Source organism: Cystobacter fuscus DSM 2262, from assembly GCF_000335475.2.
In the GTDB taxonomy this organism is placed as follows: Bacteria; Myxococcota; Myxococcia; order Myxococcales; family Myxococcaceae; genus Cystobacter; species Cystobacter fuscus.
Genome location: NZ_ANAH02000010.1, coordinates 162649 through 189090, shown reverse-complemented (window position 1 = coordinate 189090; position 26442 = coordinate 162649). Strand labels below are relative to the sequence as shown.

Annotated in this window: 22 protein-coding genes and 1 pseudogene; 8 read left to right on the top strand and 15 right to left on the bottom strand. The window is 69.0% G+C overall.

Features of this window, described 5'->3' with window-relative positions; all coding sequences use genetic code 11:
- Positions 1–33 precede the first annotated feature (33 nt).
- The 9 genes from D187_RS19150 to D187_RS19110 all read right to left on the bottom strand — a co-directional run bounded on the left by D187_RS19150 (position 34) and on the right by D187_RS19110 (position 12190).
- Positions 34–1923 carry a hypothetical protein gene (locus D187_RS19150; RefSeq protein ID WP_155893444.1) on the bottom strand — a complete coding sequence of 630 codons (1890 nt, stop codon included), beginning with the start codon at positions 1921–1923 and terminating at the stop codon, positions 34–36.
- A 63-nt stretch (positions 1924–1986) separates the two neighbouring features.
- Positions 1987–2463 (bottom strand): hypothetical protein, encoded by a 477-nt coding sequence (locus tag D187_RS19145; protein WP_002622048.1) that lies wholly within the window; start codon positions 2461–2463, stop codon positions 1987–1989.
- Between the two features lies 1 nt (position 2464).
- The gene (hemF, locus tag D187_RS19140) at positions 2465–3364 is read right to left on the bottom strand and encodes an oxygen-dependent coproporphyrinogen oxidase (protein WP_002622047.1); all 900 of its coding nucleotides are present in this window, start codon (positions 3362–3364) and stop codon (positions 2465–2467) included.
- On the bottom strand, positions 3361–4125 hold the full coding sequence (locus D187_RS19135) for a hypothetical protein (protein ID WP_002622046.1): 765 nt from the start codon (positions 4123–4125) through the stop codon (positions 3361–3363). Before D187_RS19135 ends, hemF begins: the two co-directional genes overlap by 4 nt.
- An 80-nt stretch (positions 4126–4205) precedes the next feature.
- Entirely contained in the window at positions 4206–4496 is a 291-nt protein-coding gene (locus D187_RS19130; protein ID WP_002622045.1) for a DUF3467 domain-containing protein, read from the bottom strand.
- Between the two features lie 104 nt (positions 4497–4600).
- The gene (locus D187_RS19125; protein ID WP_002622044.1) at positions 4601–5485 is read right to left on the bottom strand and encodes an alpha/beta hydrolase; all 885 of its coding nucleotides are present in this window, start codon (positions 5483–5485) and stop codon (positions 4601–4603) included.
- Positions 5486–5673: 188 nt separating this feature from the next.
- The gene (locus D187_RS19120; RefSeq protein ID WP_081713759.1) at positions 5674–7794 is read right to left on the bottom strand and encodes a hybrid sensor histidine kinase/response regulator; all 2121 of its coding nucleotides are present in this window, start codon (positions 7792–7794) and stop codon (positions 5674–5676) included.
- 149 nt (positions 7795–7943) lie between these two features.
- On the bottom strand, positions 7944–11126 hold the full coding sequence (locus tag D187_RS19115) for a bifunctional cytochrome P450/NADPH--P450 reductase (protein ID WP_002622042.1): 3183 nt from the start codon (positions 11124–11126) through the stop codon (positions 7944–7946).
- 14 nt (positions 11127–11140) lie between these two features.
- Positions 11141–12190, bottom strand: coding sequence for a zinc-binding dehydrogenase (locus tag D187_RS19110; RefSeq protein WP_002622041.1), 1050 nt, complete (start codon positions 12188–12190; stop codon positions 11141–11143).
- 126 nt (positions 12191–12316) lie between these two features.
- On the opposite strand from D187_RS19110, the gene D187_RS19105 reads away from it, so the two are divergent.
- The 4 genes from D187_RS19105 to D187_RS19090 all read left to right on the top strand — a co-directional run bounded on the left by D187_RS19105 (position 12317) and on the right by D187_RS19090 (position 17542).
- A complete protein-coding gene (locus tag D187_RS19105) occupies positions 12317–13045 on the top strand; it encodes a Crp/Fnr family transcriptional regulator (protein WP_002622040.1) in 729 nt (242 codons plus the stop codon).
- Between the two features lie 63 nt (positions 13046–13108).
- Positions 13109–13804, top strand: coding sequence for an ABC transporter ATP-binding protein (locus D187_RS19100; RefSeq protein WP_002622039.1), 696 nt, complete (start codon positions 13109–13111; stop codon positions 13802–13804).
- Positions 13801–16353, top strand: a complete 2553-nt coding sequence (locus D187_RS19095; protein ID WP_002622038.1) for an FtsX-like permease family protein — start codon at positions 13801–13803, stop codon at positions 16351–16353. The genes D187_RS19100 and D187_RS19095 overlap by 4 nt, the downstream gene beginning before the upstream one ends.
- Position 16354: 1 nt before the next feature.
- On the top strand, positions 16355–17542 hold the full coding sequence (locus D187_RS19090) for a lipocalin-like domain-containing protein (protein ID WP_002622037.1): 1188 nt from the start codon (positions 16355–16357) through the stop codon (positions 17540–17542).
- 3 nt (positions 17543–17545) lie between these two features.
- Here D187_RS19090 and D187_RS19085 read toward each other — a convergent pair whose 3' ends face one another.
- Positions 17546–17908 carry a hypothetical protein gene (locus D187_RS19085; RefSeq protein ID WP_002622036.1) on the bottom strand — a complete coding sequence of 121 codons (363 nt, stop codon included), beginning with the start codon at positions 17906–17908 and terminating at the stop codon, positions 17546–17548.
- A gap of 250 nt (positions 17909–18158) precedes the next feature.
- Between D187_RS19085 and D187_RS19080 the strand changes: the two genes are divergently transcribed.
- Positions 18159–19133, top strand: coding sequence for an Rpn family recombination-promoting nuclease/putative transposase (locus D187_RS19080; protein ID WP_002622035.1), 975 nt, complete (start codon positions 18159–18161; stop codon positions 19131–19133).
- Positions 19134–19435: 302 nt separating this feature from the next.
- The gene (locus D187_RS59090) at positions 19436–19624 is read left to right on the top strand and encodes a lipocalin-like domain-containing protein (protein ID WP_002622033.1); all 189 of its coding nucleotides are present in this window, start codon (positions 19436–19438) and stop codon (positions 19622–19624) included.
- Here D187_RS59090 and D187_RS57910 read toward each other — a convergent pair.
- The 3 genes and pseudogenes from D187_RS57910 to D187_RS57905 form a co-directional block, all read right to left on the bottom strand.
- Positions 19561–19692, bottom strand: a pseudogene (locus D187_RS57910) (NUDIX hydrolase); the annotation flags it as partial. The gene D187_RS59090 and the pseudogene D187_RS57910 sit on opposite strands and share 64 nt — an antisense overlap.
- A gap of 225 nt (positions 19693–19917) precedes the next feature.
- Positions 19918–20658, bottom strand: a complete 741-nt coding sequence (locus tag D187_RS19070; protein ID WP_002622032.1) for an Imm52 family immunity protein — start codon at positions 20656–20658, stop codon at positions 19918–19920.
- A gap of 14 nt (positions 20659–20672) precedes the next feature.
- Positions 20673–20969, bottom strand: a complete 297-nt coding sequence (locus D187_RS57905) for a Tox-REase-5 domain-containing protein (RefSeq protein WP_002622031.1) — start codon at positions 20967–20969, stop codon at positions 20673–20675.
- A gap of 67 nt (positions 20970–21036) precedes the next feature.
- Here D187_RS57905 and D187_RS57900 point away from each other — a divergent pair, with 67 nt between their 5' ends.
- Positions 21037–21249, top strand: a complete 213-nt coding sequence (locus D187_RS57900; protein ID WP_245591760.1) for a hypothetical protein — start codon at positions 21037–21039, stop codon at positions 21247–21249.
- A gap of 325 nt (positions 21250–21574) precedes the next feature.
- On the opposite strand, the gene D187_RS58775 is transcribed toward D187_RS57900, so the two are convergent.
- Positions 21575–21709: a hypothetical protein gene (locus tag D187_RS58775; RefSeq protein WP_002622029.1), complete on the bottom strand. Its 135-nt coding sequence runs from the start codon at positions 21707–21709 to the stop codon at positions 21575–21577.
- A 193-nt stretch (positions 21710–21902) separates the two neighbouring features.
- Between D187_RS58775 and D187_RS19055 the strand changes: the two genes are divergently transcribed.
- Positions 21903–23084, top strand: a complete 1182-nt coding sequence (locus tag D187_RS19055; RefSeq protein WP_002622028.1) for an oxygenase MpaB family protein — start codon at positions 21903–21905, stop codon at positions 23082–23084.
- A 78-nt stretch (positions 23085–23162) separates the two neighbouring features.
- Here the strand turns inward: D187_RS19055 and D187_RS19050 are convergent, their stop codons facing one another.
- Positions 23163–26414 carry a PPC domain-containing protein gene (locus tag D187_RS19050; RefSeq protein WP_020918131.1) on the bottom strand — a complete coding sequence of 1084 codons (3252 nt, stop codon included), beginning with the start codon at positions 26412–26414 and terminating at the stop codon, positions 23163–23165.
- Positions 26415–26442 lie beyond the last annotated feature (28 nt).

Here is a 26442-nt window from a genome sequence, read left to right as displayed (position 1 = left end):
CCCTAGCACGGGCCACCCTCTTCCCAAGCATTCTCAGAGGCTCACGAGCATGGCCACCAACAAAGCGGCCCCCATCAGGCAGACGACGGCACCAAACGCCAGTTGACTCCACTTCTCCTTGAGCACCGCGCTGTCCTCGGGCGAGGCGCGCAGCGAATGGAGCACGCTCCAGAGCATCCGCGGCCCCAGGCGTTTGTTCGTCCCTCGACGTTCCCGCTCCTTCTCCTCCTCCCACTGCTGGCGGGGGTCGCGAGGGGCGAGCAGCCCGGGAGCGAGCGCCTGGGGCTGCTGCGTGCCGGCCGCCTGGACGCCCGCCTGGCCAGCGGCAGGGGGAGACCGATCCACCTCCTTCTCCTTCTGCTCGGACACCCGTTGGCCCTGGGGCTGGCGCGCGGCGGCCTCCTTGCGCGCCTCGGGCTGCTCCGGCGTGCGGCGCTCCTCGGCCACCGGCAGGGAGACCTCGGTGGGGAGCCGCTCGAGACCGGGCTCCATGTGGACCTGGTCGAGCTGCGCGTGGAACTCCTCCAACGAGGGGGCATCGAGCAGCTCGAGCGCCACCTCCACCCCGTCGCGCCCCGTGCGGACATCCCGCAGGGCGGCGAAGCCGTTGGCGGCGAGCGTCTCGGCGAAGGCCTGACGTCCCGCCGGCGTCTGGCCCATGGGATTGCGCGCGTTCGCCTCGGCGTAGGCGCTGAACATGGCCCACAGCCGCAGGGAGCGGCTCGCGGGGGACTGCCTCGGAGGCAGCAGGAGCAGGTTCTCCGCGAAGTGCTCGGCGAGCGCCTCCTGGCCGACGAGGCCGGAGAGATCCGGCAACAGCTCCTCCAGGGACACCTCGCCCCGAGCACCGGGAAGTCCCGTCGGGGAGGCGGCCGGCGAGCCGGGCTCGGAGGCGGGAAGCGCGGGGCGTCCACCCGACCTCGTCGAGGGACGGGACTCGAAGAGCGTGCCGGCACCAGGCAGCCGCTCACCTCGCACGGTCTGGGTCCCCTGCTCTCCGCGCGGAGCCCCGAACACTCCCGTGGACTGGCCGTCGGCGCCCCGGCCCCGCCCGGGTCCCCGCGGCGGAGCTTCCGGCGTCCCCAGGTCCGAGGGTGCCTCGAACCCGCTCGCCGCGTCCTCCGCGCTCCGGGGCTGACCCGGCACCTGGGGCCGTCCTCCTGGAGCCCGGGGATCCTCCAACTCGCGGGGGACGTCGAACCCACCGGAAGACGCCTCCGCGGCGTCCCGCGTCCGGGTCGGCACCTGGGGCCGCTCCGCCGACGCCCAGGGATCATCCACATCATGCGGAACGTCGAACTCACCGGAAGACGCCTCCGCGGCGTCGCGTGCCCGGGTCGGCACCTGGGGCCGCTCCGCCGGCTCGCCCAGCTCCGGGGGTGCATCGAACTCACCGGAGGACGCATCCGCGGCGTCGCGTGCCCGGGTCGGCACCTGGGGCCGCTCTCCCGAGGGGCGGGAGTTCTCGAAGTCCGACCCGCGCGCGCCTCCCTCCTCCGTGCGGCCACGCGTCCGGGGCCGCTCCGTCGAGGGGCTGCTCTCGAAGACTTCCGCGGACTTGCCTTCCCGGGGGCGCTCGGTGCGGGGAGTCTCCCGGGGCATCAACTCATCCTGGGAGAAGTCGATGCCGCCGCCCTTCGTCTCACGCGGACCGCCCGTGCGGGGGGACTCTCCCTCTGGAGCGGGGCGCCCTCCCGACGTCGTGGTCCCCGGGTCCAGCGGCGAGCGACCGATGCGCGTGCGCTCCTCCCCCATGCCCGGCTTGTCGCCCCGACCCGTGTCCAGCGGCGAGCGACCGATGCGCGTGCGCTCCTCCCCCATGCCCGGCCTGTCACCCCGACCCGGCGAGCCGTTGCCGGAAGCGCGAGAAGGCACGAAGCCCGAGGACCCCGGAGACCCCTTGATGTTTCCAGCCTGGCTCATCCCCTGGATTGTCGTCTGGATGGCGAGCAAGTTTCCAGGGGGCGGGATCCGGCCGTCGATCCTTCACTCCTCCTCGCGCTCCGCCTTCACCGCGGACGTCATCCCGTTGACATCCAGCGTGACGCTGAAGACGGAGACCTGTCCGTCCCCATCCCGATCACCTCGCGCGTAGCAGGTGACCTCGGCCTCTCCCAGGGGAGTCTCCTGCACCACCACCTGGTACTGGTGCCGCACGTGCTCGCCGGGCTCGAAGCCCAGCTTTCGCATGTTCTCATCGGGCGAGAAGGGCACCGCCTGTCCGCCCCGGGGCACCTGCGCGGGCACGGGGCCCGCCACGAGAAAGACGCCGTGCTCATCCCGGTAGGCCTGCGCGTCACCGCACAGGCGCAGCACGTTGACGCGTGCCTCCTGCGACAGGGCCGTCGCGTCGACCACGGCCCCCGCGCCTCCCGGCGCTCGCAACACGAAGACGCCGAGGGCGCTCAGCCCCAGGACGGCGACCACCGCGCCGCCCACGAGCATCTTCCCGTTGCGGGTCATCTCAGGCACCCACCCAGTCGCGAGGACGACGGAGCACCTCCACCAGCCGCGCCTCCTCGGTGCCCGGCTCCGGGTGGTAGTCGTAGCGCCAGCGCACCCGCGGCGGCAGGGACATGAGGATGGACTCGGTGCGCCCCTTCGTCTCCAGGCCGAAAATGGTGCCCCGGTCCCACACGAGGTTGAACTCCACGTACCGCCCGCGCCGCACCTCCTGCCAGGCGCGCTGCTCCTCGGTGTAGGGCGTGTCCTTGCGCCGCTCGGCGATGGGCAGGTACGCGGGCAGGAAGGCCCGGCTCACGTCCTTCACGAAGGCGAACTCGCGCTCCAGCTCCTCCCCCGTGTTCTCGAAGAAGATGCCGCCCACGCCCCGCGCCTCTTCCCGGTGGCGCAGGTAGAAGTACTGATCACACGCCTTCTTGTAGCGCGGGTAGTACGAGGGATCGTGCCGGTCACACGCCTCCTTGTGGACCCGGTGGAAGTGCACCGCGTCCTCCTCCTGGAGGTAGTACGGCGTCAGGTCCGCGCCCCCGCCGAACCAGGCCTTCGAGCCCTGGTGGATGAAGCGGTAGTTGGCGTGCACGGTGGGCACATGCGGGTTGCGCGGGTGGAGCACCAGCGACAGGCCGCCCGCCCAGAACGTGCGCCCCTCGCCCTGCAGCTTGCCCGCGAACGCCTCCTCCAGCTCGCCGAACACCACCGAGGTGCTCACCCCACCCTTCTCCAGGAACTCCCCATCCTCCAGCACGCGGCTGCGTCCCCCACCGCCACCCGGCCGCGTCCAGTGGTCCTCGCGGAAGCGGGCCTTCCCATCCAACCGCTCCAACGCGCCACAGATCTCATCCTGGAGGGCGTGAATGTGATCCGCCATCTGCTTCTTGAGCGTCTCCAAATCCACCGTCATGGGTTCTCCTGGGTCGCCACGGGTGACTCGAATTGCAGGGGAGCGACCCCCGGCACGAGGTTGCCCGCCGCATCGAATACATCGATCTTCGCCCGATAGCTCTTGCCATCTTCCAGGGCGAACGCCCCCCCGCAGGCGCCATGGCCCAACAGGGCCACGCCGTCATGCAGCGGGAGGACATAGTGCTGGGGCGCCATGTTGTCCTTGTCCTTGCTCCGGCTGAGCGTCACCTGTGCGTACGCCGGGCTGTCCTCGGACAGGGACATGCGCAGCTTGACGAAGCGCTCGCTGCCCTCGCGGGTGCGGCGGAAGATGCCCTCGCTCACCACGGGACGCTTGAGCCAACGCGGACGCGCCAGATCCTGCCCCCGCCCGCTGTTCCACTCGGGCCTCGAGTGGCCCATCATGCTGTTGAGCACCTTCACCCCGGGCAGCACGTCGTCCAGGCGCAACGTGTAGACGAGGCCCGGCTTGAGCGGGCCCGAGAGCCGCAGGATGACGAGGGTGCGTCCCAGGGTACTCGTCCAGCCGCGCTGGACGCGCACCTCCACTTCGTGCCCCTCCGTCTGCATCCGCAGGACGCGGCCGGGCAGCGCCCCCACCTTCTCGGACAGCGAGCCCACCCCCTCGAGCAGCAGGCGGGTGTTGGTGGGAACCACCGAGCCCGGCGCGGGAAACAATTGCACGCCATCCGCGGGGCAGGCGGCATGGGCCGAGGGAACGAACCAACAGAGCGTGAGCAGCAAGCCGACGAGTCGCACGAGGCCTCCGAGTCTGCGCTGGCCCGGCGTCGGAGGCCAGCGTCGCGAAACCTCTCGAACTCCGTCCCACATGTCCCACCTCAGTTCATGGACGAGCCCTCGCCCGAAGGGTCGAGGGGACCGAAGCGCGCCTCATAGGAGGCAAGACTTTCCTGCATCACGAGCAGCAGGCGCTTGACGTGTTTGGGGTTGAGAATGATTCGCGAGCGCACCTTCGCACGGACCTGGTGCGGCTGGACGTAGATGAAGTCCAGGGTGAACTCCGTCTCCGTGTGGTTGACCATCGCCATGTTCACGTACTGACCGTTGGCGACCTCGTCATCGAGTTGAATCTGCAGGGGGGCATCCGGGGGTTTGGGAACATCCGCCATGACCGGCGGCATACCTCCCAAAACCCCTCGTGACCAGACTTCCTCCCTCGGGGCGCCCGCGGGACCCGTGGACGTCACGGGACGTGGCGCTGGGGAGGGCCCCCCTACGCGAGACTGGCGAGGATCCCGGCGACCTCCCGGGCCTTCAGGATGAAACCGACGTGGCTGGACTCGACGGTCCTCACGTCGAACCGGTTGTGCGGCGTCAGGGCATCGGCCTCGGCGATCATCTTGTCCTGCATGGAGAGCGGGATGGAGCGATCCTGGGTGAGGCGGATGTAGCTGTGGGGGATCCGCCCCCAGGTGCGCGCATCGACTCGCGCATCCGCCACCATGACCGAGATGGACTCGTCGGGCTGCAAGGTGTTGAGGAACGCCCGGAACTGATCATCGGTGGCCTCGGCCATCAGGGCGGCCTTCGCATTGGCGAGGAAGGTCGGGTCCGACGAGCGGTAGTTGGCCCGGCCCACGCCAATCTGCGTGGGATTTCCCACGGCCACTCCCGCCAGGCTGGGCAGCAGGCTCTCGTTGTTCTCCGGCGTCTGACTGTACTCGGCGATGCTGGGCAGCTCGACGCAGCACCAGGCGGAGATGTAGACGAGCCTGGCGAGCAGGTCGGGGATGGCGTTGCCGACGCCGCTGATGGTCACCCCGCCCATGCTGACACCGACCAGGATGACCGGCCCGTGCACGGCGACGCGCCGCACGATGTCGACGACGTGGTCCACGTAGTCCTGGAGGCTGAAGCGCGCCATGGCCGACGGCTCGTTGGCGAACGCCTCCAGGTCCTGGGGGGCCTGGTACGAGATGGGGAACTGCGCGTCGAAGCCATGGCCCGGTAGATCAACGGCGAGCGTACGATGCCCCAAGAGGGTGAGCTCGCGAAGCAGCGGAGCCCAGCTGAACGAATTGCTGCCGGCTCCGTGGACGAACACGAAGGTCGGCTGCCCCTTCTCGCGTGAAGCATCTCGGTGGGTTGCTTGAGTCATGGGATTCCGTTCTCGGCGGGGTGGAGGAGGTGACTGCTCCCTCCCCCACCGACGTCTGTGGGGACACCCTGTGGCCTATCCCTCCAGGCCACTCTACCCCTCAAGCCGAGACGTCGGCCACCCGGTAGCCCCGCTTCCCGCCAGGGCCTCCCCCTCGGAGCAGCCCACCGTCTCCTGGTGGATTCTCCTCACCCCGGGTGGACCCTGGAACTCCCACCGGGCTTCTGGACGCCCTCCTTCAGCCGCGCCTCCACCAACGCACACAAGGCCTCGAGGTCGAACGGCTTGTCCAGCCGGGCGTTGTCCACGCGCGCGAGGAACTCGCGGGCCGTCGCCGTGAACGCCCCGCCCGTGATGAAGATGATGTCCCGGGCGCGCTCGGGCATGCGCCGGGCGAGCGCCTCATGGAACTCCATCCCGGTCATCTCGGGCATCATCACGTCACAGAGAATCAGGTCCCACGGCTGTCCCTGCTCCATCCACGCCAGTGCCGCCTGGGCCCGATCGAAGGCGATGACCTCATGCGTCCGGCCCAGGGTGCGCTCCAGGGAGGAGAGCACCCGGGCCTCATCGTCCACCACCAGGAGGCGACCACGCCGCGTGGCCGCGACCTCGGCGCGCGGGGGCACGGTCTCGGGTGGGACGCTCGTGGGCTCGCGCCGCGCGGGAGGCGGGAGCACCACCCGGAACACCGTGCCCTTGCCCACCTCGCTCTCGAACTGAAGCTCCCCTCCCATGTGGGTCATGAGCGTGTGGCTGATGGACAGCCCCAGCCCCATGCCCTCGCCCACGGGCTGGGTGGTGAAGAACGGCTCGAAGACGCGCGAGCGGATGGACTCCGGGATGCCACGGCCCGTATCGCTCACCTCGATGAGCACCCGCCCCTCGGCGTCCACGCGCGTGGTGATGCGGATCTCATTCTGGTCCGCCGCGCCCTCGGCAATGGCGTGCGCCGCGTTCACCAGCAGGTGGAGGACCACCTGCCCCAGACGCCCCTCGTTGGCGTACACCGGGGGCACCTCCTGATACTGCTTCACCAGGCGCGCCCGGTGGCGGATCTCATTCCACGCCAGGGTCGCCGCCGAGTCGATGGTGTGGTGGAGATCCAGCCACTCCATGCGCTCGTCGGCTGGCCGGCTGAAGGTCTTCAGGTCGCGCACGATGCGCCGGATGCGCTCGGCCCCCTCATGCGCCTCCTGGAGGACCTGGGTCAGCTCGTCCGCCCCAGGCGCCGCGGCCCGGCCCTCGCGCACCTCCGTCAGCGCGTAGCTCAGGTTGGCCATGACATACGCCAGCGGGTTGTTGATCTCATGCGCCACCCCGGCCGCGAGCGTGCCCACCGAGCTCATCCGCTCCGCCAGTTCCACGCGGGCACGCAGCTCCTCGCGCTCGCTGATGTCCACGCCCACGCCAATCAGGCGCCGCGGATGGCCCTCGGCGTCGCGCAGGATGGCGCTCCGGCTGAACATTCGCGCCCATTTTCCATTGGCGAGGCGGAAGCGGTACTCGTCCGTCCACAGCGAGGCGCCCTGGGCGATGGCACGCTCGAGGCTCTCCGTCACTCGCGCCCGGTCCCCCGGGTGGAAGCGATCGAACCACCAGGAGATGTCGCTGCTCGCGTGCTCCAGGTCATCACCGAGCAGCTCGGCGACGCGCGGGTTCCACGTGAGCTGGTTGGTCTTCAAATCCCAATCCCAGATGGCGTCATGGGTGGCGCGCTGGAGGATGTCGATGCGCTCCTGGCTGGTGCGCAGCTCGGCGATGAGCCGCCGCTGCTCGTGATTCATGCGCCGCAGCTCCAGCAGACTGACCACCTGCCGGGCCAGGGCCTCGAGCGAGCGGGTCTGCTCCGGGGTGAGCTGGCGGGGCGTGTAGTCGAGGACACAGACGGTGCCCAGCGCATGCCCCTGCGGGTTGATGAGGGGGACGCCCGCATAGAAGCGGATGCCCCAGGGCGCGTTGACGAACGGGTTGTCGCGGAAGCGGGCGTCGGCGGTGGCGTCCTCGATGATGAAGGGCTCGGACCGAAGGATGGCGTGGGAGCAGAAGCCCTCCTCCCGCGAGCACCCCTCGATGCCCACGCCCTGGCGGGACTTGAACCACTGGCGCGTCTCATCCACCAGGACCACGGCGGCCATGGGGGTGCCACAAATCCGCGAGGCCAGGTGGGTGACGTCGTCGAAGGACAGCTCGGGTTCCGTATCGAGCACCGCATAGCTGCGCAGGGCCGCCAGCCGCTCCTGCTCGTTGTCGGGCAGTGGGGCGGCCACCGCGCCTCCAGCGGGTGGTGAGTCGGGGACGCGTGCCATGTCAGCTCCTGCCGATGCCGTGACCCGGCCCCGGTCGTCCCAGCCACTCTAAAAGCCCTCCTCGAGACCCACCACCCCTCGATTTGAAAGTCATGGAGGGACACAGGCGATTGTCCCTCCATTGAACCTCGTGGACCCTCACTCACGCATCAGGCGAAGACGTCCGCCACCAGACGGCCCTGCTTCTCCATTCCCTCGAGCCACACCGTGGCCTCCGCCTCGGAGCAACCCACCGTCTCCTGGTGGATTCTCGCCAGCGTCTCGCGCACCGCGGGCGCCATGCGCCGCCCATCCCCGCAGAGGAAGAACATCGCGCCCCGGGCCAGCAGCGCCTTCACCTGCTCGCGCTCCTTCCACAGCCGGTGCTGCACGAACAGCACGTCGCCCTCGGGCTGGCGGAAGAAGGCGGGCAGCACCTTCACCACGCCCTCGCGCTCCCATTGCGCCAGCTCCTCGCGGTAGAGGAAGTCCACCTCCGGGTGATCACACCCGAAGAAGAACAACGCCGGCCCGGCCGCCTCCCCTCGCGCGTGGCGCAGGGCGCGCTCCTGGAGGAAGCCCCGGAAGGGCGCCAGCCCCGTGCCCGCTCCCACCAGGATGATGGGCGTCGCGTTCGACGCGGGCGGATGGAAGGGCGCGTTCGGCGTGCGCACCGCCACCGCCACCTGCTCGCCCGGACGCAGCCGCGCCAGGTAGCTCGAGCACGTGCCATGGAAGCGGCCCTGGCCACTCCACGCCTCCGCGTCCACCACCGCCACCGTCAACGTGCACACCGTGGGGTCCGCCCTCGGCGAGGACGACACCGAGTACTGCCGCACGCGCATGGCCGGCAACAGCTCGAGGAAGTCCCCGAAGGTGAGGATGCACGAGGTGTACTGCTCCAACAGGTCCAACACACTCACGCGCTTGTCGAGGATCTCCTTCTTGTAGCGCTCGGCGTCCTGGGCCAGGGCCTCCAGGTGCATGGCATGCGGCGGGCACGGGTTCTTCTCCGCCAGCCGCTCCAGGTCCTTGCGTGTGGCGGGCGCCGACAGCTCCACGTGCCGGCCGAGCAACTCCTGCACCGACACTGGCTTGTCCGTGGGCAGCGACGACGCCATGGCGCCCCGGGTCGAGTGCAGGACGACGGCGGCGTCCGTGCGCACCCCGAAGCGGCGCGCGGCGCGCTCCACGAGGTCCGGGTGGTTCTCCGGCAGTACCGCCAGGTAGTCACCCGCCGCGTACGTCACGCCCTCGGGCAACTTGAACGCGAGGTGCCGCTTGGAGCGTCCGAGCGGCGACGTCATGTCGACGAGCTCGCGGTTGTCCACCAGCGTCGCCAGCTCGAGCTTGTTCTGCTTCACCAGCTCCGTGCTCGAGGACGGCACCAGCTCCACCGTGTAGAGCGGCTCGGACGACACCGCGCGAGAAGACACGCCGAGCGCCACGCCCACTGTCTCCCAGAAGGGCGCGTACCAGTGCTCGAAGTCGCCGAAGAAGTCCCCCCGCGCATCGGCCTCGCCGCGAGCGACGAGCGCCTCGGCTCCCGCGGCGCTCAGCCGCTCGTCGAAGTGCTTGGGAATGGCCTGGTACGTCGCGGCCCAGTCCCGGTTGCCGCAGCCGAACACCGCGTAGCGCACGCCCAGCAGCGAGCCCTCGGGGACATTCGAGACCCACGTGTGGAAGGCCCGCGCGTTGTCCGGCGGCTGGCCATTGTAGGAGGCCGTCACGAGGACGACGGCGCCCTCCTTGGGCAGCTTCCCGGTGTAGTCGTCCAGCGGCGCCACCTTCGCCGAGTAGCCCCGCGCGAGCCCGTCACTGGCGATGCGCCGGGCGAACGCCTCCGAGGCCCCCGAGTTGGAGCCGTAGAGCAGCAGCAGGGGCGTGCCATGCGAGGCCACCCCTTCCTGCTTCGGAGCGGGCGCGGCGGCACCGGGCGTGGGACGCGAGGCGAGCGGACGGGAGACGGGCTTGCGCACACGGACGCGCAGCTTGAGGCCCTCGGGCTTGAGCGTGAGCGTCTCGCGAATGTGCAGCTCGTACGGCGCGGGCTCCACGAGGTGGAAGCGCTGGAGCATCATGCCCAGCACCAGCGTGGCCTCCTGGAGCGCGAACGCCCGGCCGATGCACGAGCGCTGCCCGTTGCCGAACGGCTTCCACGCGTGCGGCGGAATGCCGTCACGCACCTCGGGGGCGAAGCGGTCCGGATCGAAGCGCTCCGGGTCCTTCCACACCGTGGGATCGCGGTGCAGCATCGTGGTGAGCACCACCGCGGAGTCCTCGCGGCGGATGGGGTAGGTGCCCGCGATCAGCGTCTCCTCCGCCTTGGGGTGCACGGTGAAGGCCGGCGCGGTGGGCCACAAGCGCAGCGTCTCGCGCAGGATCTGATCGAGGTAGTGCAGCTGGGACACCTGCTCGAAGCGCGGCAGCTCGTCGCCCAGCACCCGATCCACCTCGGCATGGGCCTTCTCGAGCACCTCGGGGTGGCGCAGCAGGAAGTACGTGGCGAAGGACAACAGGCCGCTCGTCGTCTCGTGACCCGCGATGAGGAAGGTCACCATCTGGTTGCGGATGTTCTCCTCGTCGAGCCCCTCGCCCGTGAGGGGATCCTTCGCGTCGAGCATGAGGCCGAGCAGGTCGCGCGGGGCCTCCTCGGGCTTGAGCGTGCGGCGCTTCGCGATGAGCTCGCGCGTCACCTCGTGCATGTAGCCGGTGTCCGCCTGGAACTGGCGCTGGGTGCGCAGCATGAGCTGCGTCTGGAGCGGGACGCGCCGGGCGCGATTGCCCGCCTCGGCCAGGGCGCGCACCATGGACTCGACGAAGGGGTGCAGCTCCTTCTGGTAGAAGGAGTTGAAGCGGTAGCCGAAGCCACACAGCGCGATGGTGTCGAGCGTGAGCCGCGTCATGTTGTCCGGCACATCGAGCACGGCCTCTGGCCCGAAGCGCTCCCAGCGCGTGAACATCTGGTCGGCCACGTCGAGCATGTCGTCGTGGTAGTTGCGCATGGCCGCGGGACCGAAGGCGGGCATCAACAGGCGGTGGGCCTTGCCCCAGTTGGGCTCCTCCGTCCTCGCGGTGAAGAGGCCGTCGCCCGCGAAGTCGCGGATCTGCTTGAGCGCCCCGGTCACATGCTTGTCGAAGCGGCTCTCATCGCAGACATCCGCCACCAACTCATGCGAACTGAGCACCAGGGCGGTGCGCCCTCCGGGGAACGACAGCCGGAAGATGGGCCCCAGCTCGCGCGCGAGCTTCATCAGGTTCTGCGTGGGCGTCTCGAAGCCGACGTCCGGCACATTGCCGACGAGGGGACGCACATGGGGCTGGGGAATCGTGCTCGAATGGGAAGACTTCATCGAAGGACTCCGGATCACGGTTGGAGGACGAGACGAATGGGATTGCCCTGCTTCTTCATCAGGCGCTCGACGCCCAGGGGCGCGTCCGCCAGGGGGAGCACGGCGCTGACCGAGCGGGAGAAGTCGAGCCGGCCCAGCCGCGTGAGCTTCACGAGCTGCGGAAGGTGCTCGAGCCGCGAGCCGTAATGCCCCCGCACCTGCTGCATCGCCACGCAGAAGCCGATGCCCTGGGAGAGCGACAGGGGCGCGGGCGTCAGGCCCACCAGCACGAGCCGGCCCCGCGGTGCCAGCACCGATTGCGCCTGCTCACGCACCGGAGCCGCGCCCGCCAGGTCCAGCGCCACGTCCAGGCCCCGCCCGTCCGTCCAGTGCAACACCTGCTCGCGCACGTCCGGCTGCTGGGGATCCAACGCGAGGTCCGCGCCCAGCGCCAGCGCCCGCTGCCGGGCCTCCGGCAGGGGATCGAAGGCGATGATGGGCGCCGCGCCGAACGCGCGCACCAGTTGCACACCGTGCGCCCCCAGTCCGCCAATGCCCCAGATGCCCACGGACTCCGCGGGCCGCAGCGCCGCCGTGTCCACGATGGCCGCGTACGGCGTGGAGACCGCGTCGGGCAGAATGGCCGCCTGTTCGATGGGCAGCTCGTCCGGAACGGCGATGAGCGTGTCCTGACGGGCGAGCGAGTACTCGGCCCAGCCTCCGTCGTAATCCACGCCTCGCGTGAGCGGACGCACACACCCCGTCCGCGTCATGCACGGGGCGCACGCGCCACACGACTGCCCCGCCTGGAGCAGCACGCGCTGGCCCACCTTCCACCAGGTCCCCGTGCCCTCGCCGAGCTTCTCGATGACGCCCGCGACCTCATGGCCCAGGGTGACGGCCGTGAACCCCGGGCGCGGCTTCAATCGCAGGGAACCATCGATCAGGTGCACGTCCGACAGACAGATACCGGCCGCCAACACCTTGATGCGCACTTCACCCGGCCCCGGCTCGGGAATGGCCACCTGTTCCATCCCGAACTTCCCCGTCACGAGGTCGAGCCGACCCGCCAACATCGTCGCCATCTCGCTTCTCCTCTCGCGTCGAATCCGAGGAGAATGATGGGCACCCCACCTCCCAAACTCTGTCGCGACCGCGACACACTCGCGAAAAAGCGCCTCCGCGCGGGGCACCCAGAGGAGTGGCCCACCATGAAGCCTGACCGCACGGCACTCGACTACCTGGAACTCTTCCGCTCCGGGAGTTGGTTCCGCGCCACCCCGGCCGACTTCCAGGAGAGGCTGCTCCGGCTCGGCGTGCTCCGCCCCCTGAAGACCGGCCAGCACCTGTTCTCCCGGGGAAACCTCCCCTCCGGCCTCTATGGCGTGGTCGATGGCGCCATCCGGCTGCGCACGCTTGGACCCTCCGGCCGCGAAGCCCTGCTCAAGTTCCTCGAGCCCCCGTCCTGGTGTGGGGAGATCAGCCTCTTCGATGGCCTGCCCTCGGCTCACGACGCCATCGCCGACGCGCCGACCCTCGTCGTCCATGTGCCGCACGCCCCCCTGGCGGCCCTGCTCGCGGAGCAGCCCGGCTATTGGTACGAATTCGGCCGCCTCATGGCGCAGCACATGCGGCTCACCCTGCTGTCCATCGACGAGGTCGCGCACGAGGCCGCGCCCATCCGGCTCGCGCGGCGCCTGCTGCTCATCGCCCAGAACTACGGGGATCTGCACGCCCACAGCAGCCGGGTCATCGAGGTGCGGCAGGAGGAGCTGGCGATGATGCTCACCATCTCCCGGCAGACGACGAATCAAATCCTCAAGCAGCTCGAGGCCCAGGGCATCGTGGGGCTGCGCTATGGGGAGATCGAGATCCTCGACCTGGAGAAGCTGCGCGAGGTGGTGGCGGGCAAGGGTGACGCGGGGCCCCAAGCGAGCTGACGAGGCAGCGCCGCGCACACGGAGCGTGCACACGGGGCGCGCTTCCATTAGGCACTCCCCTGCATGTCCCCCTCCCCGCCCGTGGTCGAGCTGAACGACGTCTCCAAGTCCTACGCCGAGGGCGATGCCGTGCGCGAGGTGCTCGCCGGCACGAGCCTCACCCTGCACGCGGGCGAATTCGCCGTGCTGCTCGGCCGCAGCGGCTCGGGCAAGTCCACGCTGCTCAACCTCATCAGCGGCATCGACCAGCCCTCGCGGGGCACGGTGCGGGTGGCGGGACAGGAGCTGGGCGCCCTGAGCGAGCACGCGCGCACCCTGCTGCGCCGCGAGCGCATCGGCTTCATCTTCCAGGCCTTCAACCTGCTGCCCACGCTCACGGTGGAGGAGAACATCCTCCTGCCGCTGGAGCTCACCGGGCGCGGGGGCCCGGCCTCGCGCGAGCGGGTGCGGGAGTTGCTCGACACGGTGGGCCTGGGCAACCGGGCCGCGAGCTTCCCGGATCGGCTCTCCGGCGGCGAGCAGCAACGCGTGGCGGTGGCCCGGGCGCTCGCCCACGCCCCGCCCCTGCTGCTCGCGGACGAGCCCACGGGCAACCTCGACGAGGCGACGGGAAAGCGGGTGTTGGATCTGCTCGAGGAACTCACGCGCCGCGAGCGCGTCTGCGCCCTCATCGTCACGCATGATCCGGGAATGGTCGCGCGCGCCCACCGTGTGTTGCGGTTGGAGGCGGGACGGCTGCGCGAGGAGGCCCGCCCGTGAAACAACGCCTGCTCTTCCGCGCGAGCCTGCGCCACCTGGGCGGCCACCCGTGGCTCACCGCGCTGTCGCTGCTGGGCATCGCGCTCGGGGTGGCGGTGGTGGTGTCCATCGACCTGGCCAACGCGAGCGCGATGCGTGCCTTCGAGCGCTCCACGGACACGGTGACGGGCCGCGCCACGCACCAGCTCGTCGGGGGGCCCTCGGGGGTGCCGGAGACGGTGTACCGCGACGTGCGCCTGCTGCCCGGCGCGCCCGTGTCCGCCCCGATGGTGGAGGGCTCCGTGCGCGCGCGAAGTGGCGACCAGCGGCCCCTCACCGTGCTCGGGGTGGACCCGTTCGCCGAGGGCCCCTTCCGCTCCTATGTGCCCCAGGGTGGAGGCCAGGTGGACATGGGCGCCTTCCTCACCGAGCCCGGCGCCACGCTGCTCACCGAGCGCACCGCGCGGGCCCTCGAGGTGAAGGCGGGAGATGACCTGAGGGTGGCGGTGGAGGGCGTGGAGAAGCGGCTGCGCGTGCTGGCGGTGCTGACGCCCGGCGACGAGGGCAGCGCCCGGGCGATGGAGGGGCTCGTGGTCACCGACCTCGCCAGCGCACAGGAGCTGTTCGGCCTGGAGGGACGCCTCTCGCGCATCGATCTCCGGCTGCCGGAGGGCGCGGAGGCGGAGGCCACGCTGGAGCGCCTGAGTCCGCTGCTGCCCGAGGGCGTGGAGGTGGTGCGACCGCGCGCCCGGGGCAACGCGGTGGCGCAGATGACGCGGGCATTCCGCACCAACCTCACCGCGCTGTCGTTGCTGGCGCTCGTGGTGGGCACCTTCCTCATCTACAACACGATGACCTTCTCGGTGGTGCAGCGGCGCGAGCAGCTCGGCCGGCTGCGCGCGCTGGGCGTCACCCGGAACGAGCTCTTCGCGCTGGTGCTTGGCGAGGCGGGCGTGCTGGGCGCGGTGGGCACCGTGGCCGGCGTGCTGCTCGGCATCCTGCTCGGGCGGGGCCTGGTGGAACTCGTCACCCGGACGATCAATGACCTGTACCTCTCGGTGAGCGTGCGGGGCCTCGCGCTGGAGCCCTTCACGCTGGGCAAGGGGCTGGTGCTCGGCCTGGGCGCCACGCTCGCCGCCGCGCTGCGCCCCGCGTGGGAAGCGGCCCGCTCGGCGCCCGCGCTCACCCTGCGCCGCTCCACCCTGGAGGACGTGGCCCATGGCCGGGCGCCGAGGCTCGCGCTGACGGGAGTGGCCGTGCTCGCCGCGGGCGTGGGGCTGCTCGCCCTGCCCACGCGGGAGCTGCTCCCCGCCTACGCGGGCCTCTTCTCCGTGCTGCTCGGCGCGTCCCTGCTGGTGCCCTGGCTCACGGCCCTGCTCGCGCAAGGGGCGGCGGGACCGTTGGGCGGTGCCTTCGGGTTGCTCGGGCGCATGGCGGCACGGGGGGTGACGGCGAGCCTCAGCCGTACCGCGGTGGCGCTCGCGGCGCTGATGGTGGCGGTGGCCACCACGGTGGGCGTGGGACTCATGGTGACGAGCTTCCGCGGCACCGTGGCGGACTGGCTCGGCTCGTCGCTGGTGGCGGACATCTATGTCTCCCCGCCCTCGCTCGTCGCCCGGCGGGGGGGAGCGGCCTTCCTCCCGGGGCTCGCCGAGCGCGTGCGCACCACGCCGGGGGTGGCCAGCAGCAGCACGATGCGCACGGCGCAGGTGCGCGTGGACGGGGTGCCCACGGACGTGCGCGCGGTGGACTTCGGCGGAACGCCCACGCGTCCCTACCGCTTCAAGGAGGGCGAGCTGGCGCGAGTGTGGAAGGAGCTGGAGGCGCCCGACACCGTCATCGTCTCCGAGCCCCTCGCCTCCCACCGCCGCGTGGGCCTCGGCTCGCGCGTGGAGCTGGCGACGGACGGGGGCCTCGCGTCCTTCCGCGTGGTGGGCGTGTACTTCGACTACGGCTCGGACGCGGGCACGGTGATGATGTTGCGGAGCACCTGGCTGCACCACTTCCGCGACGAGACCGTGAGCGGCGTGGCCCTCTATGCCGCGCCGGGACAGGACGTGGACGCGCTCGTCGCCCGGGTGCGCGAGCGCGTCGGCACCGAGCAGACGCTGGACATCCGCTCCAACCGCACCCTGCGCGAGACGTCCCTGGAGGTGTTCGATCGCACCTTCACCATCACCCACGTGCTGCGGCTGCTGGCCATCGGCGTGGCCTTCGTGGGCGTGCTCAGCGCGCTCATGGCGCTGCAACTCGAGCGCGCCCGGGAGTTCGCCGTGCTGCGCGCCACCGGGCTCACCCCGCGGCAGCTCTGGGCGCTCGTGTCGCTGCAGACAGGGCTGCTCGGAGCGCTCGCGGGGTTGTTCTCCCTGCCGCTCGGCGTGGCGCTCGCGTACGTGCTCGTCCACGTCATCAACCAGCGCTCCTTCGGTTGGACGTTGCAGCTCGAGGTGGCGCCCCCGGTGCTCTTCCAGGCGCTGGGGCTGGCGCTGCTCGCGGCGGCGCTCGCGGGCCTGTACCCATCCTGGAAGATGTCGCGCGCCAACCCCGCGCGGGCCCTGAGGGAGGAGTGAGATGACGCGCGCGGGTGGACTGGTCCTCGGCGTGGGAGTGGTGCTCGTGGGGCTCGCGGCGGGCGCGGGGTGGGTGTCCCGCGAGGCGGCGCCTCCTCCGGCGCGGACGACCACCCTGAAGGTCTCCGAGGCGCTCGGAGCGAAGGCGGGAGGAGACGAGGGGTACACGCGGGCGCTGGAGCCCCGGGAGTTCCACTTCCCCGAGGACCATGGTCCCCACGCGGGCTTCCGCAACGAGTGGTGGTACTGGACGGGCCACCTGGCCACGGCGGACGGGCGCGAGTTCGGCTACCAGTTCACCCTGTTTCGCAGCGCCCTGGCGCCCGGTGAGTCCGAGCGTGCCTCCGCATGGGGGGCACGGCAGATCTACATGGGACACCTCACGGTCTCGGACATCCAGGGAGGCCGCTTCCACGCCTTCGAGCGCTTCAGCCGGAGCGCGCTGGGACTCGCGGGGGCACGGACCGAGCCCTTCCGGGTGTGGCTGGAGGACTGGAGCGCGGAGGCGGTGGGCGGCGAGCCCCTGCCCCTGCGGCTCACCGCCCGGAGTGGGGACGTGTCGTTGTCGCTCGTGCTGGAGGAGGGCAAGCCCGTGGTGCTCCAGGGAGAGCGGGGCCTGAGCCAGAAGGGGTCCGAGCCGGGCAACGCCTCCTATTACTACTCACTGCCGCGCATGCCCACGCGCGGAGAGGTGATGGTGGACGGCCGCGCTTACCCAGTGACGGGCGAGAGCTGGATGGACCGAGAGTGGAGCACGAGTGCGCTCGGCAAGGCGCAGGTGGGCTGGGATTGGTTCTCGCTCCAGCTCTCGGATGGGAGCGAGCTCATGTACTACCAACTGCGCCGGCGCGACGGCACGGTGGATCCCTTCACCTCGGGCACCCTCATTCCCGCCCGGGGAGAGCCCGTGCACCTGACCGCGAAGGACACGCGGCTGGAGGTGCTCGACACATGGAAGAGCCCCCGGACGGGCGTGGAGTACCCCGCGCGCTGGCGGCTCGTGCTGCCCTCGCGCGACCTCTCCCTGGAGGTGACGCCGGCGCTCGCCGACCAGGAGTTGCCCGTGACCGTGCGCTACTGGGAGGGTGCGGTGCGCCTGTCGGGCAAACACGAAGGCCAGCCCGTGGAGGGCCGCGGCTACGTGGAGCTGACCGGATACGGAGACTCTCCTCCCCGCTGGGAACGCTGAGCGTCAATCAAAGAGGTCATTGCGCGTCAGCCGCTGGTAGTGGTTGTCCTTGACGAGGCTCAGGGTCATCGCCGACACGAAGTGGAACAGGTCGTCGAAGTAGGTGGCCACCGCCTCCTTCTTGAACTGGCGGATCTGGGTCCCGTTGCCACTGGCCCACTCCGTGATCGAGTCCTGCTTGTCGACGCGCGGGATGGTGCTCTGCCCGTTGAAGGCGCCGACGTTGATGACCGCCGCGCTCATGTCCAGCAGGGCGGTCCTCGCCTTGTCCGCGGTGGCATGGAGCAGGAGCGCCTCGACCTCGCCGGGCGCCCTGTCCCCCTCCCACGAGTGGACGAACTCGTTCGAACCGGTGAATGCCTTCAACCGCTGAAGAGCCGCCTTCTGTTCTTGCGTGGGCGTGTGCGCTCCTGGGGGACGGACGAGTCTACCCCAGGAAGCGCTTCGGCCCGACGCATCACTCCGACCCGGCGGCCGAGCCGAGGGGCTCGACCACGGGGCGTCCATCTCGGTGGGCTCCACCGCGAGCGTGTCCAGGCCGTGGGCGCGGCCACGCGAAGTGGGCAGGGCGCAACCGGCCTTGCTGGCATACGGCGTGCTTTGGGCGCGGGGTGCCATGCCCGGACCCCATGATCTCTTCGTCCGCTACACCTTTGGCTCCCCCGAGCGAGCGGCGGCCGAGTTGCACGCCGTCTTGCCCGCGCACGTCGTCTCCGCGGTGGACTGGTCGAGCTTGCGGCAGGAGCCTGGGAGCGTGGTGGACCCAGAGCTGAGAGAAACGGAGAGCGACCTGTTGTTCACGGCCCGCCTGCGCACGGGCGAGTCCGTGCTGCTCTACGTGTTGCTCGAGCATCAGTCCTCGGTGGACAGGTGGATGGCGCTGCGGATGTTGCGTTACGTGGTGCGCCAGGTGGAGCGCTGGCGCCAGGAGCACCCGGAGAGCACGCGGCTGCCGGTCATCATCCCACTGGTCATGTACCACGGGACGGCAGGGGCCTGGACGGCACCGCGCCGGGTGGAGGACCTCTTCGAGCTGCCAGAGGCGGAACGGGAACTCTGGCGAGGGCTGGTGCCGCGCTTCGAGTACCTGCTGGATGACCTGACTGCGGAGCGGGAAGAGGCCCTGTTGGCCCGTACTGGCCCGCCGTTGGTACGACTGGCATGGCTGACCCTGCGCTATGGGCGGACCGAGGAGCTGGCCGAGCGGATGCCGGACTGGGTGGCACTGTTCGCGGAAGTCCATGCCACCCCCGAGGGTGCCGAGCACCTCGGGGTAGTGGTCCGTTACCTGCTCTATATCGGGGACAAGGCCGCCCGCGAAGCAGCGAGGCGGGTGGTAGATTCAGTCATGGATGCGCAACGAGCGGAGGAGCTGATGCGAAGCTACGGCGAGGAGCTCATCGAGCAGGGCGTGGCGAAGGGGCGTGCCGAGTATGTGCTGCGGGTTCTCGCCGCGCGAGGAGTGCACGTCGGCGACGAGGCCCGGCAGCGGATTCTCACGTGCATGGACATGGCGACCCTGGACCGCTGGTTCGATCGGGCCCTGAACGCCAGCACCCTCTCGGAGGTGCTGGACGACGTGGCTCGCTGAGGCTGCATCGTCTCCCCTGCCCCGCCCGCTCGACCCAGGGCCTCACTCCGGCCCGGCGGCCGAGCCGAGGGGCTTGACCACGGGGGCGCCCATCTCGGTGGGTTCCACCGCGAGCGCGCCCAGGCCGTGGTAGCCCTTGGTGCGCACCTCGCCTCCTGATTGGGTCCGGATCAGAGCGGCGGGCAACCTCTATTGGAGGCGGCGGGAATCGAACCCGCCGCTTGGTACGACCAGAGCGGGCCTGACGGAGTTTCGTAGGAGCCTGGCGGTAAGAAGCGGATGGGGTTTTTGCCGTTTGCGTCTTGAACACGTCGAACATCCAGGGGGGGCGATTCCACGCCTTCGAGCGCTTCAGCCGGAGCGCCCTGGGGCTCGCGGGGGCACGGACCGAGCCCTTCCGGGTGTGGCTGGAGGACTGGAGCGCGGACTCGGCCAACACGTACAACGGGACGGCGGGGCGAGCCTCCGCGAAGGCAGTGAGTGACTCATAACCAAGCTCGCGGACCCGCTCATACAGGCGAACCTTCCAGTTACCCTCCCAGGAACGTCCGTCGCTCATCGCCTTCTCCAGAGAGAGAATCTCACAGCCCCTATCCAACCCATACGAACAGGCATACCACGGCAAATGCCATGCGCACCGCCGGCCGAACGCCCACCTGTTTGTAGAATCCGCGAATACCAGGACTCTGTTTTTTCATATCGACGCGAAGGGAGAGGGCACCAGGTCCCATGCCGACTCCTTCGCGTGAAGGGATGGAGCCTCGGCGTCGTCACTTCAGCTCGCTCACGCGCCCTCGGGCTCGGGGCTCGGCCACGCGATGAGCCCCGCCCGTTCGAGCAGCTCGCGCACGCGGGAGGTAAACGCCACGTGCTCGGGGTTGCCCGCCGTCATGGGCTCGGGGGAGAGGACGAGGAGCCACCCCAGCGTTCCCACCGGCTCGATGCGCACAGGCGCGGGCAGCGGGGGCAGCCGTCCCCGGCGGCGCGACAGATAGGTCAGCCAGCCCACCCGCACCTCGACCCCCTGCTTCTCCAACAAGTCCACCATCTCCGAAGAGCTGGCCATGGCGAAATCAGGGTCCCACGCCGTGGCCATGGCGATGAGCACTTCGGCCAGAACCGAGACGCGCAGGAGCCGCTCCCGTATCGGGCTCTCCCGGGTCACCTTCAACAGACATGAATTGGGCGCCCACGAAGTATACATGCCACAATGGATGCTGATGTCCGTGGCCTCCTTCTTCGCATTCCACATTGTTTGACTGAAGCCCAGATCCTCGATGACATGCTTACCAACGTCCGTGCGATTCCTCCCCTTGAGGAGCCACTTCTCCAGTGCCTCCACTTCCATGCGAACCGGGTGGCCTGGCAACTCGCGGGGGAAGCCCCGGCCCGCCCTGTACCACTGAACGAAGGACGGGTCACACCGCGCCAGCATGTGGAAGAAGAGTTCCGCGCGCCGCGCACACTCCAGCGCCGTTTCCTTGCGCGGTCCCCAGTACGCACCCACGTAGTAGTCTTCTGTCATGCGTGCTCCTCCGTTTAGCGCGTGAGTGATGTATGATGAATGGTGGTGTTGTGCCATCTTCTCCGCACGAATTCCTTTCGAAGGAATTCCGCGACCTTGGCATCGGCGACATGCCACGTCAGCGGCAGTCCCAAGTCGTGGGCCAATTTTGCCTGTCTGCCGGCTTGTGTCATCAGCTGGTCGAATTTGCCCGAGTTCTTGTACCAGTACTTGGGGGTGCCATCCGGATTGAAGAAGGAGCAGTAGCCGGGACCCTTGGCTTCCAACAGCTCTTTGCCCCGAATGCCATCGAACTCCAGCTCTCCAATCATGTAGACCCACCACGCGGGCCGTCCCGTTATCTGCTCCTGGTACTCTCGGGCTCGCTGGGACTCGGTGGTGGGCTTCTTGTACGTCCACCTGCCGGGACCCTTCGCCACGGTCGTCTGGACGGACTTCCCCTTCTTGCCGCTCGTGCCTCCGGGGCCCCTGTCCCTTCCCCGCCATGTGGAGGAGGGAGAGGTCTCCCAGTGCCAGGCCCCCGGTGGTGCTCGCGGCGCCTCCCACCACGACCGCTCCGCCCAGCACCAGCTCGCCTCTGGCCGTGAGTGACAGCACAGGCAGTTGCGCCGGAGCCTCCCGCCGCCTCTCCGGGCACGGGAATGGCCTCGGGCCGCCGAGATGCGGAGTGCTCTCGGAACGAGGAGGCCCTCGAGTGGAGGCTGATGCCCGTGGTCAGGCTCCCGAGCGGAGCGCCCGTGGCGCACCCGGCCAGGAGAACGACGGCGGCCAGGGCCAACAGCGCCTCACGACGGCCCACCTTCACGACATGTCCACTCCCGGGAACGAGCCCGTAGGTCGTTGACGGCAACATGAGGAACCCCCGTTGGTCATACCGCTCCAACAGGGTAGTCCCCTTCCCTGACTCCGTGCGTTTCTACAGGTCCTTCGCGGCGAACGTCGGTTTCGCGAACATCGGCAGCGGCAACGTCACGCTCGACGGCAGCCCTTCCATGCTCCCTGTCCGCATGAACGCGAAAACGGCGGCCTTGGCTTTGGCATCCTCGCGCAACAGATAGAACGTCCCATCCCCGAGCCGTCAGCCGGCAAAGGAGTCTGGCTGACACCTTCTTGACAGTCCTGCCACATCAGGAACACGTCAGCATCCGGGAGGGATAAACTCCCTCTGGGATTCATGCGGGGCGCTTCCTCTTGGAAGCACGCGCAATCCCCGGGGGGCAGCAATGAAACACACGGAGCAGGCCATGTCGGCCATTACCTCGATTCACGGCGGAAAAGCTGGCGAATCCACCACCCACCGCTGGACGGATGCGCTGCTCGAGCCCTTCCGTTCCGTGGGAGACCCCGTGGCCGATCCGGTGGTCGAGTCGATCTTCGCCAACAACGAGGCCGCGGTCGTCACCCGCATGCTCAGGAGCCTCGCGGCCAATGAGCACCTCGTCCCGGCGGAGATGCCTGACGCGGTGGAGCACTACCTGAACCAGACGGACGACTGGCCGGCCTGGGCCGAGCCCGAGAAGGTCCGCATCGGCCAGCGGCTCTTCGGCCGCTACGGCATGCAGATGGCGTTGGCCCTCTTCACCTGGTCTCTTCCCAGTTGCTATGCGTGCGCCAAGGGAGCGCAGGTGCTGACGTCGACCGGACGCATCGACAAGTACGTGAACCACCGCATCATCGAGACGTCTCAGTTCCTCCTCGATGTGATGGCCGAGGGCGGATTGGAGCGGGGCGGCCGCGGAGTCCGCACGGCCCAGAAGATCCGGCTCTTGCATGCGACCATCCGCTACCACGTGCGCCACTACCCGAAGTGGCAGCCCGAGTGGGGAACGCCCATCAATCAAGAGGATCAAGCCATCACGCTCCTCACGTTCGCGCTGCTGCCCCGCACGTTGACGAAGCTCGGGCTCGACTTCACCCCAGAGGAGGAGGACGCCTTCTTCCATTGCTGGCGGGTGATTGGCCATATCCTGGGCATCGACGCGGCCCTGCTGCCCCGCGACCCGAACGAGGGCCAGCAACTCTGGGACGCCATCACCCGGCGCCAGGTGGCCCCGTCGGAGGCCGGGCGCACGTTGACCCACGCCCTCATCAACTACATGAAGGAGCTCGTTCCCGGGACGATGTTCGATGGCCTGCCGGCGGCGCTGATTCGCGAGCTGTGCGACAAGCCAATCGCCCAGGCCATCCTGACCGAGGAGCCGGACTGGGCCCGCCATCTGCTGGAACCCATGCGCGTGTTCTTCAACCTGACGGACGAGGCGCAGGACAGCTCCGGTATCGTGGCCAGGATCTCAGGAACCTTCTCACGCAAGCTGCTCGAGGGGCTCTATTCCATCGAGCGAGGCGACAAGCAGCTCATGTTCCACATTCCCCAGTCGCTCCAGGACGCGTGGGGCCTGGACACGCCGGCGACTCGCCACGTGTGAATCTCGAGACGAACCTGTCCACTCGAGTGGACAGGTCCGTTCGAGAGCGCTCCCTCACTTCCGCCGAGGCGCGCCTGGCTACTCGAAGATGGCCTTCACGTCATAGGAGCCACTGGTCCAGTCGGTCGCGAGGTACCACGTTCCCACTGTCGGGGTGGTCCAGCTGCACCCCTGCGAGACGCCCGTATTCGTCGAAGCACAGTTGTACTTCGTGCTCGATGCGGGCTTGAGGCCCTGGACGTACAGGATGAGCTGTCCCGGGTCGCTCGACGTCTCCGTGGGGCCCCGGGTGGTGATGGTCAGCTTCGTCGCCCCCGAGGGCACCTCGATCTTGAACCGGCCGTTACCGGTGAGTTCCGTCACGGCCACTCCATTCATCAATGACGCGTAGGTCGTGTCGTCGTTCCAGCCATCGATGCCATCGTTGATGGTGACCATGTTTCCCCAGGACGCGGTCGCGGGCGTCTTGGATTTGATGGACACGCGCCGCTGCCCCGTGGAGCTGTACGAGAAGGACTCCGGGCACAGGGTGAAGCGACCAGACGTCGTGCACGTGAAGACGTTGTTGTAGGACATGTCCGCGAAGCGCACGTCGGTCGGCGGATTCACGCCCGACTGGATGTCGACCCGCATCATGTCCGAGGCCGAAGGGATGGTGACGGAGAAGAGCTGGGCTTCATTGGGACCGATGTAGATGTTGGGAACCGGTGTGCCCAGCGTCAGCGGGATGATCTCGTTGGTGATGCTGTACCGGGCGGTCAGCACCACGTCCTTGAAGTCCGTCCTCCCCTCGACGCGGATGAGCCATGTCCCCGGTGCCGGGTTCTCGAAGACACAGACCTCCAGGTTGGTGGAGTCTTCGCTCCGGCAATCCGCTTCCGAGAGCGTCGGGCGGGCGCCCTGGCGGACAGCGAGGTCCGCATTGCCCCGGCCACCGGACATGCCCACCACCAACCGGTTCTTGCCCTGAGGCACCTCCACCTTGAAATACTGCACGGAGCCCAGGGGGCCCTTGAACGCCACCACGTTCTCCCCGCTGGCCAGTGCCCTCACGCCCTCTCCGGGCGTCGTCGCGAAGGTCGTTACCAGGCGGGCACCCGTGAAGGACCCGGTGCCCCGGACGGCCACGTACCAGGTGCCCGGCCGCGGGTTGGCGAACTCGCAGCTCTCCTCGTTGTTGGGATGGGTGGACGCGCAGTCGGACGTCGTGCCCGGCGCCTCGCCGTACTTCACGTACAGGTCCGCGTTGCCCGCGCCGCTGCTGAGCATCACCCGGAAGTCGCTGAGCCCGGATGGGACTTCGACCTTCCACACGCGCTCACTGGTCGGCGAACCCGCGAACGGCTGCTCCTCGAAGCCCGGCGTCAAGAGCGGGAGGTTGGAGGAGGTCGTCGCCCGGACGATGCCCTCCAGCGCGGCCTTGCTCTCCACCAGGACGTACCACGCACCCGCCTGTGGATTGTCGATGACGCAGGACCGGCCGGCCGGGACGTCGTTGTACGTCCAGGACGTCCCCTTGCACGTGAACAGGGATGTCGCGGGAACGGCCCCGTACCGGACATACAGTTGCGACGGGGTTCCGCCCTGGAAGACATGGTCCACGCGCAGTTGTGCCTGTCCCTCCGGAACGTCGATTCGCCAGTACCGGAACTCCCGCAGCGCGCTGGCGGTGAAGGCCACGGGAATGCCGTCCGCCAGCGGGGAGACCGGGCCGCCCCCGTACCACGCGGCCAGCATGCCGTAGACGATTCCCGGCGTGAAATACACCGTGACGTAGTAGCGCCCGGGCAGGGGATTGGCCAGCGAGCAGGGAGTCCTGCAACCGTCGCTGAGGTTCGTCGGCCAGGTGCCGTACTTCACCATGGCCCAGTTGCCGTGCTCGTTCGTGAGCGTGAAGTTGGCCTCCGACTGCCCGTCCGGAACGTCGAAGGAGTAGTGGAGGCGTTCGCCGCCGTACTGCACCGGCTGGTCCTGCGACAGCGCATACACCGGGGGATATCCCGCGGAGAAGCTCAGGCCCGAGAACGAGGTGAAGCCGCGCACCAGGATGTACCAGGTGCCTGGCGCCGGAGCCTGGAACCTGCAACCGGTGCCGCAGGCCGTACCCTGTCCCCGCGTCGGTGGAGTGCCATGCTGGACGAACATCTCGGCGACGCCCGTCCCCTGCGTCGTCTGGACGTTCAGGTACGGCAGGCCCTCGGGAACGGTGATGGAGTAGTAGCGGTCCTCGACCGGGCTGCCGGAGAGGCCGGTCACCTGCTGGTAGTTCTGCAGCGGTATCACCGTTCCGTTGCTCGTGGAGGCCACCACACGGGCAGTCAGATTCAAGTTGTAGAGCGCGGTGTCTGCCCGGAGTATCAGGTACCACGTCCCCGCTTGTGGATTGTCGAAGGTGCACGAAGCGGGGCCGCTCGAGTAACTGGCGAGACAGTCCAAAGCGCTGTTCCCGGGGAACGGGTCTCCCCGCTGGACGTAGAGCGAGCGGATGACGGACGAGGTCTCCACCACGAGCCGGGACTGCCCCGAGGGGACATTGAGCGTGTAATAGACCAGGTCATCCTTCGCCGCGCTGATGCCCGTCACCATTTGCCCATTCGTGAGCGCCACGGGCGTCTTCGTCGTTCCGGTCACCCAGGGGAGGATCTGCGTCGGAGACTTGTTGGTCGTCAGCAGGACGTAGTACCGGCCCGCCTTGGGCTTGAAGATGTCACACGTGACGTCGCAGTCGTAGAGCGTATCCGTGGGACGAGCGCCCAGCCGCGCCCTCACCGTGCTGGTGCCCGAGGAGTCGATCTTGAACCGGCCCTTTCCCGCGGGGACGTCGACGAAGAACATCGTCGGTTTGTTGGAGTAGTGGAACAGGTTGACGTTGGGGGCGAGCGGCAAGGGCTGATTGAAATAGACGACCAGCTTCGCATTGTCGTACGCCGACTGGCCTTCCACCCTCACGCTCCAGGTGTCGGCGGCTGGAGCCTGCACGTTGCACCGCTCCTCGTTGCCGCTCCCGCGTGAGCTGCAGTCGTAGAGGATGTTGGTGGGAATCTCACCGCGCTTGACGGCCAGGTTCGCGTTGCCGGTGCCACCCATCAGCGCGAAGGAGACTTCCGAAAGACCGGCGGGAAGGTTGACGTAGAAGTAGGTCAGCGAGCCGGTGGCTCCGCTGAGCGTGATGGGAATGCCGTCCTTGAGTTCCGTTCCAGGCAGCGTGACGGCGCTCGCCACCTGGGATTCGAGGGGGGGTGGATCTCCGGTTCCTTCCGTGCGGCCGCAGCCCACGGCCAAACTCCACATGAGACCAACGAACAGGACACCGTGACTTTCGATGCGCATGGTTTCGTTCCTGGGACCTTCATGTCCT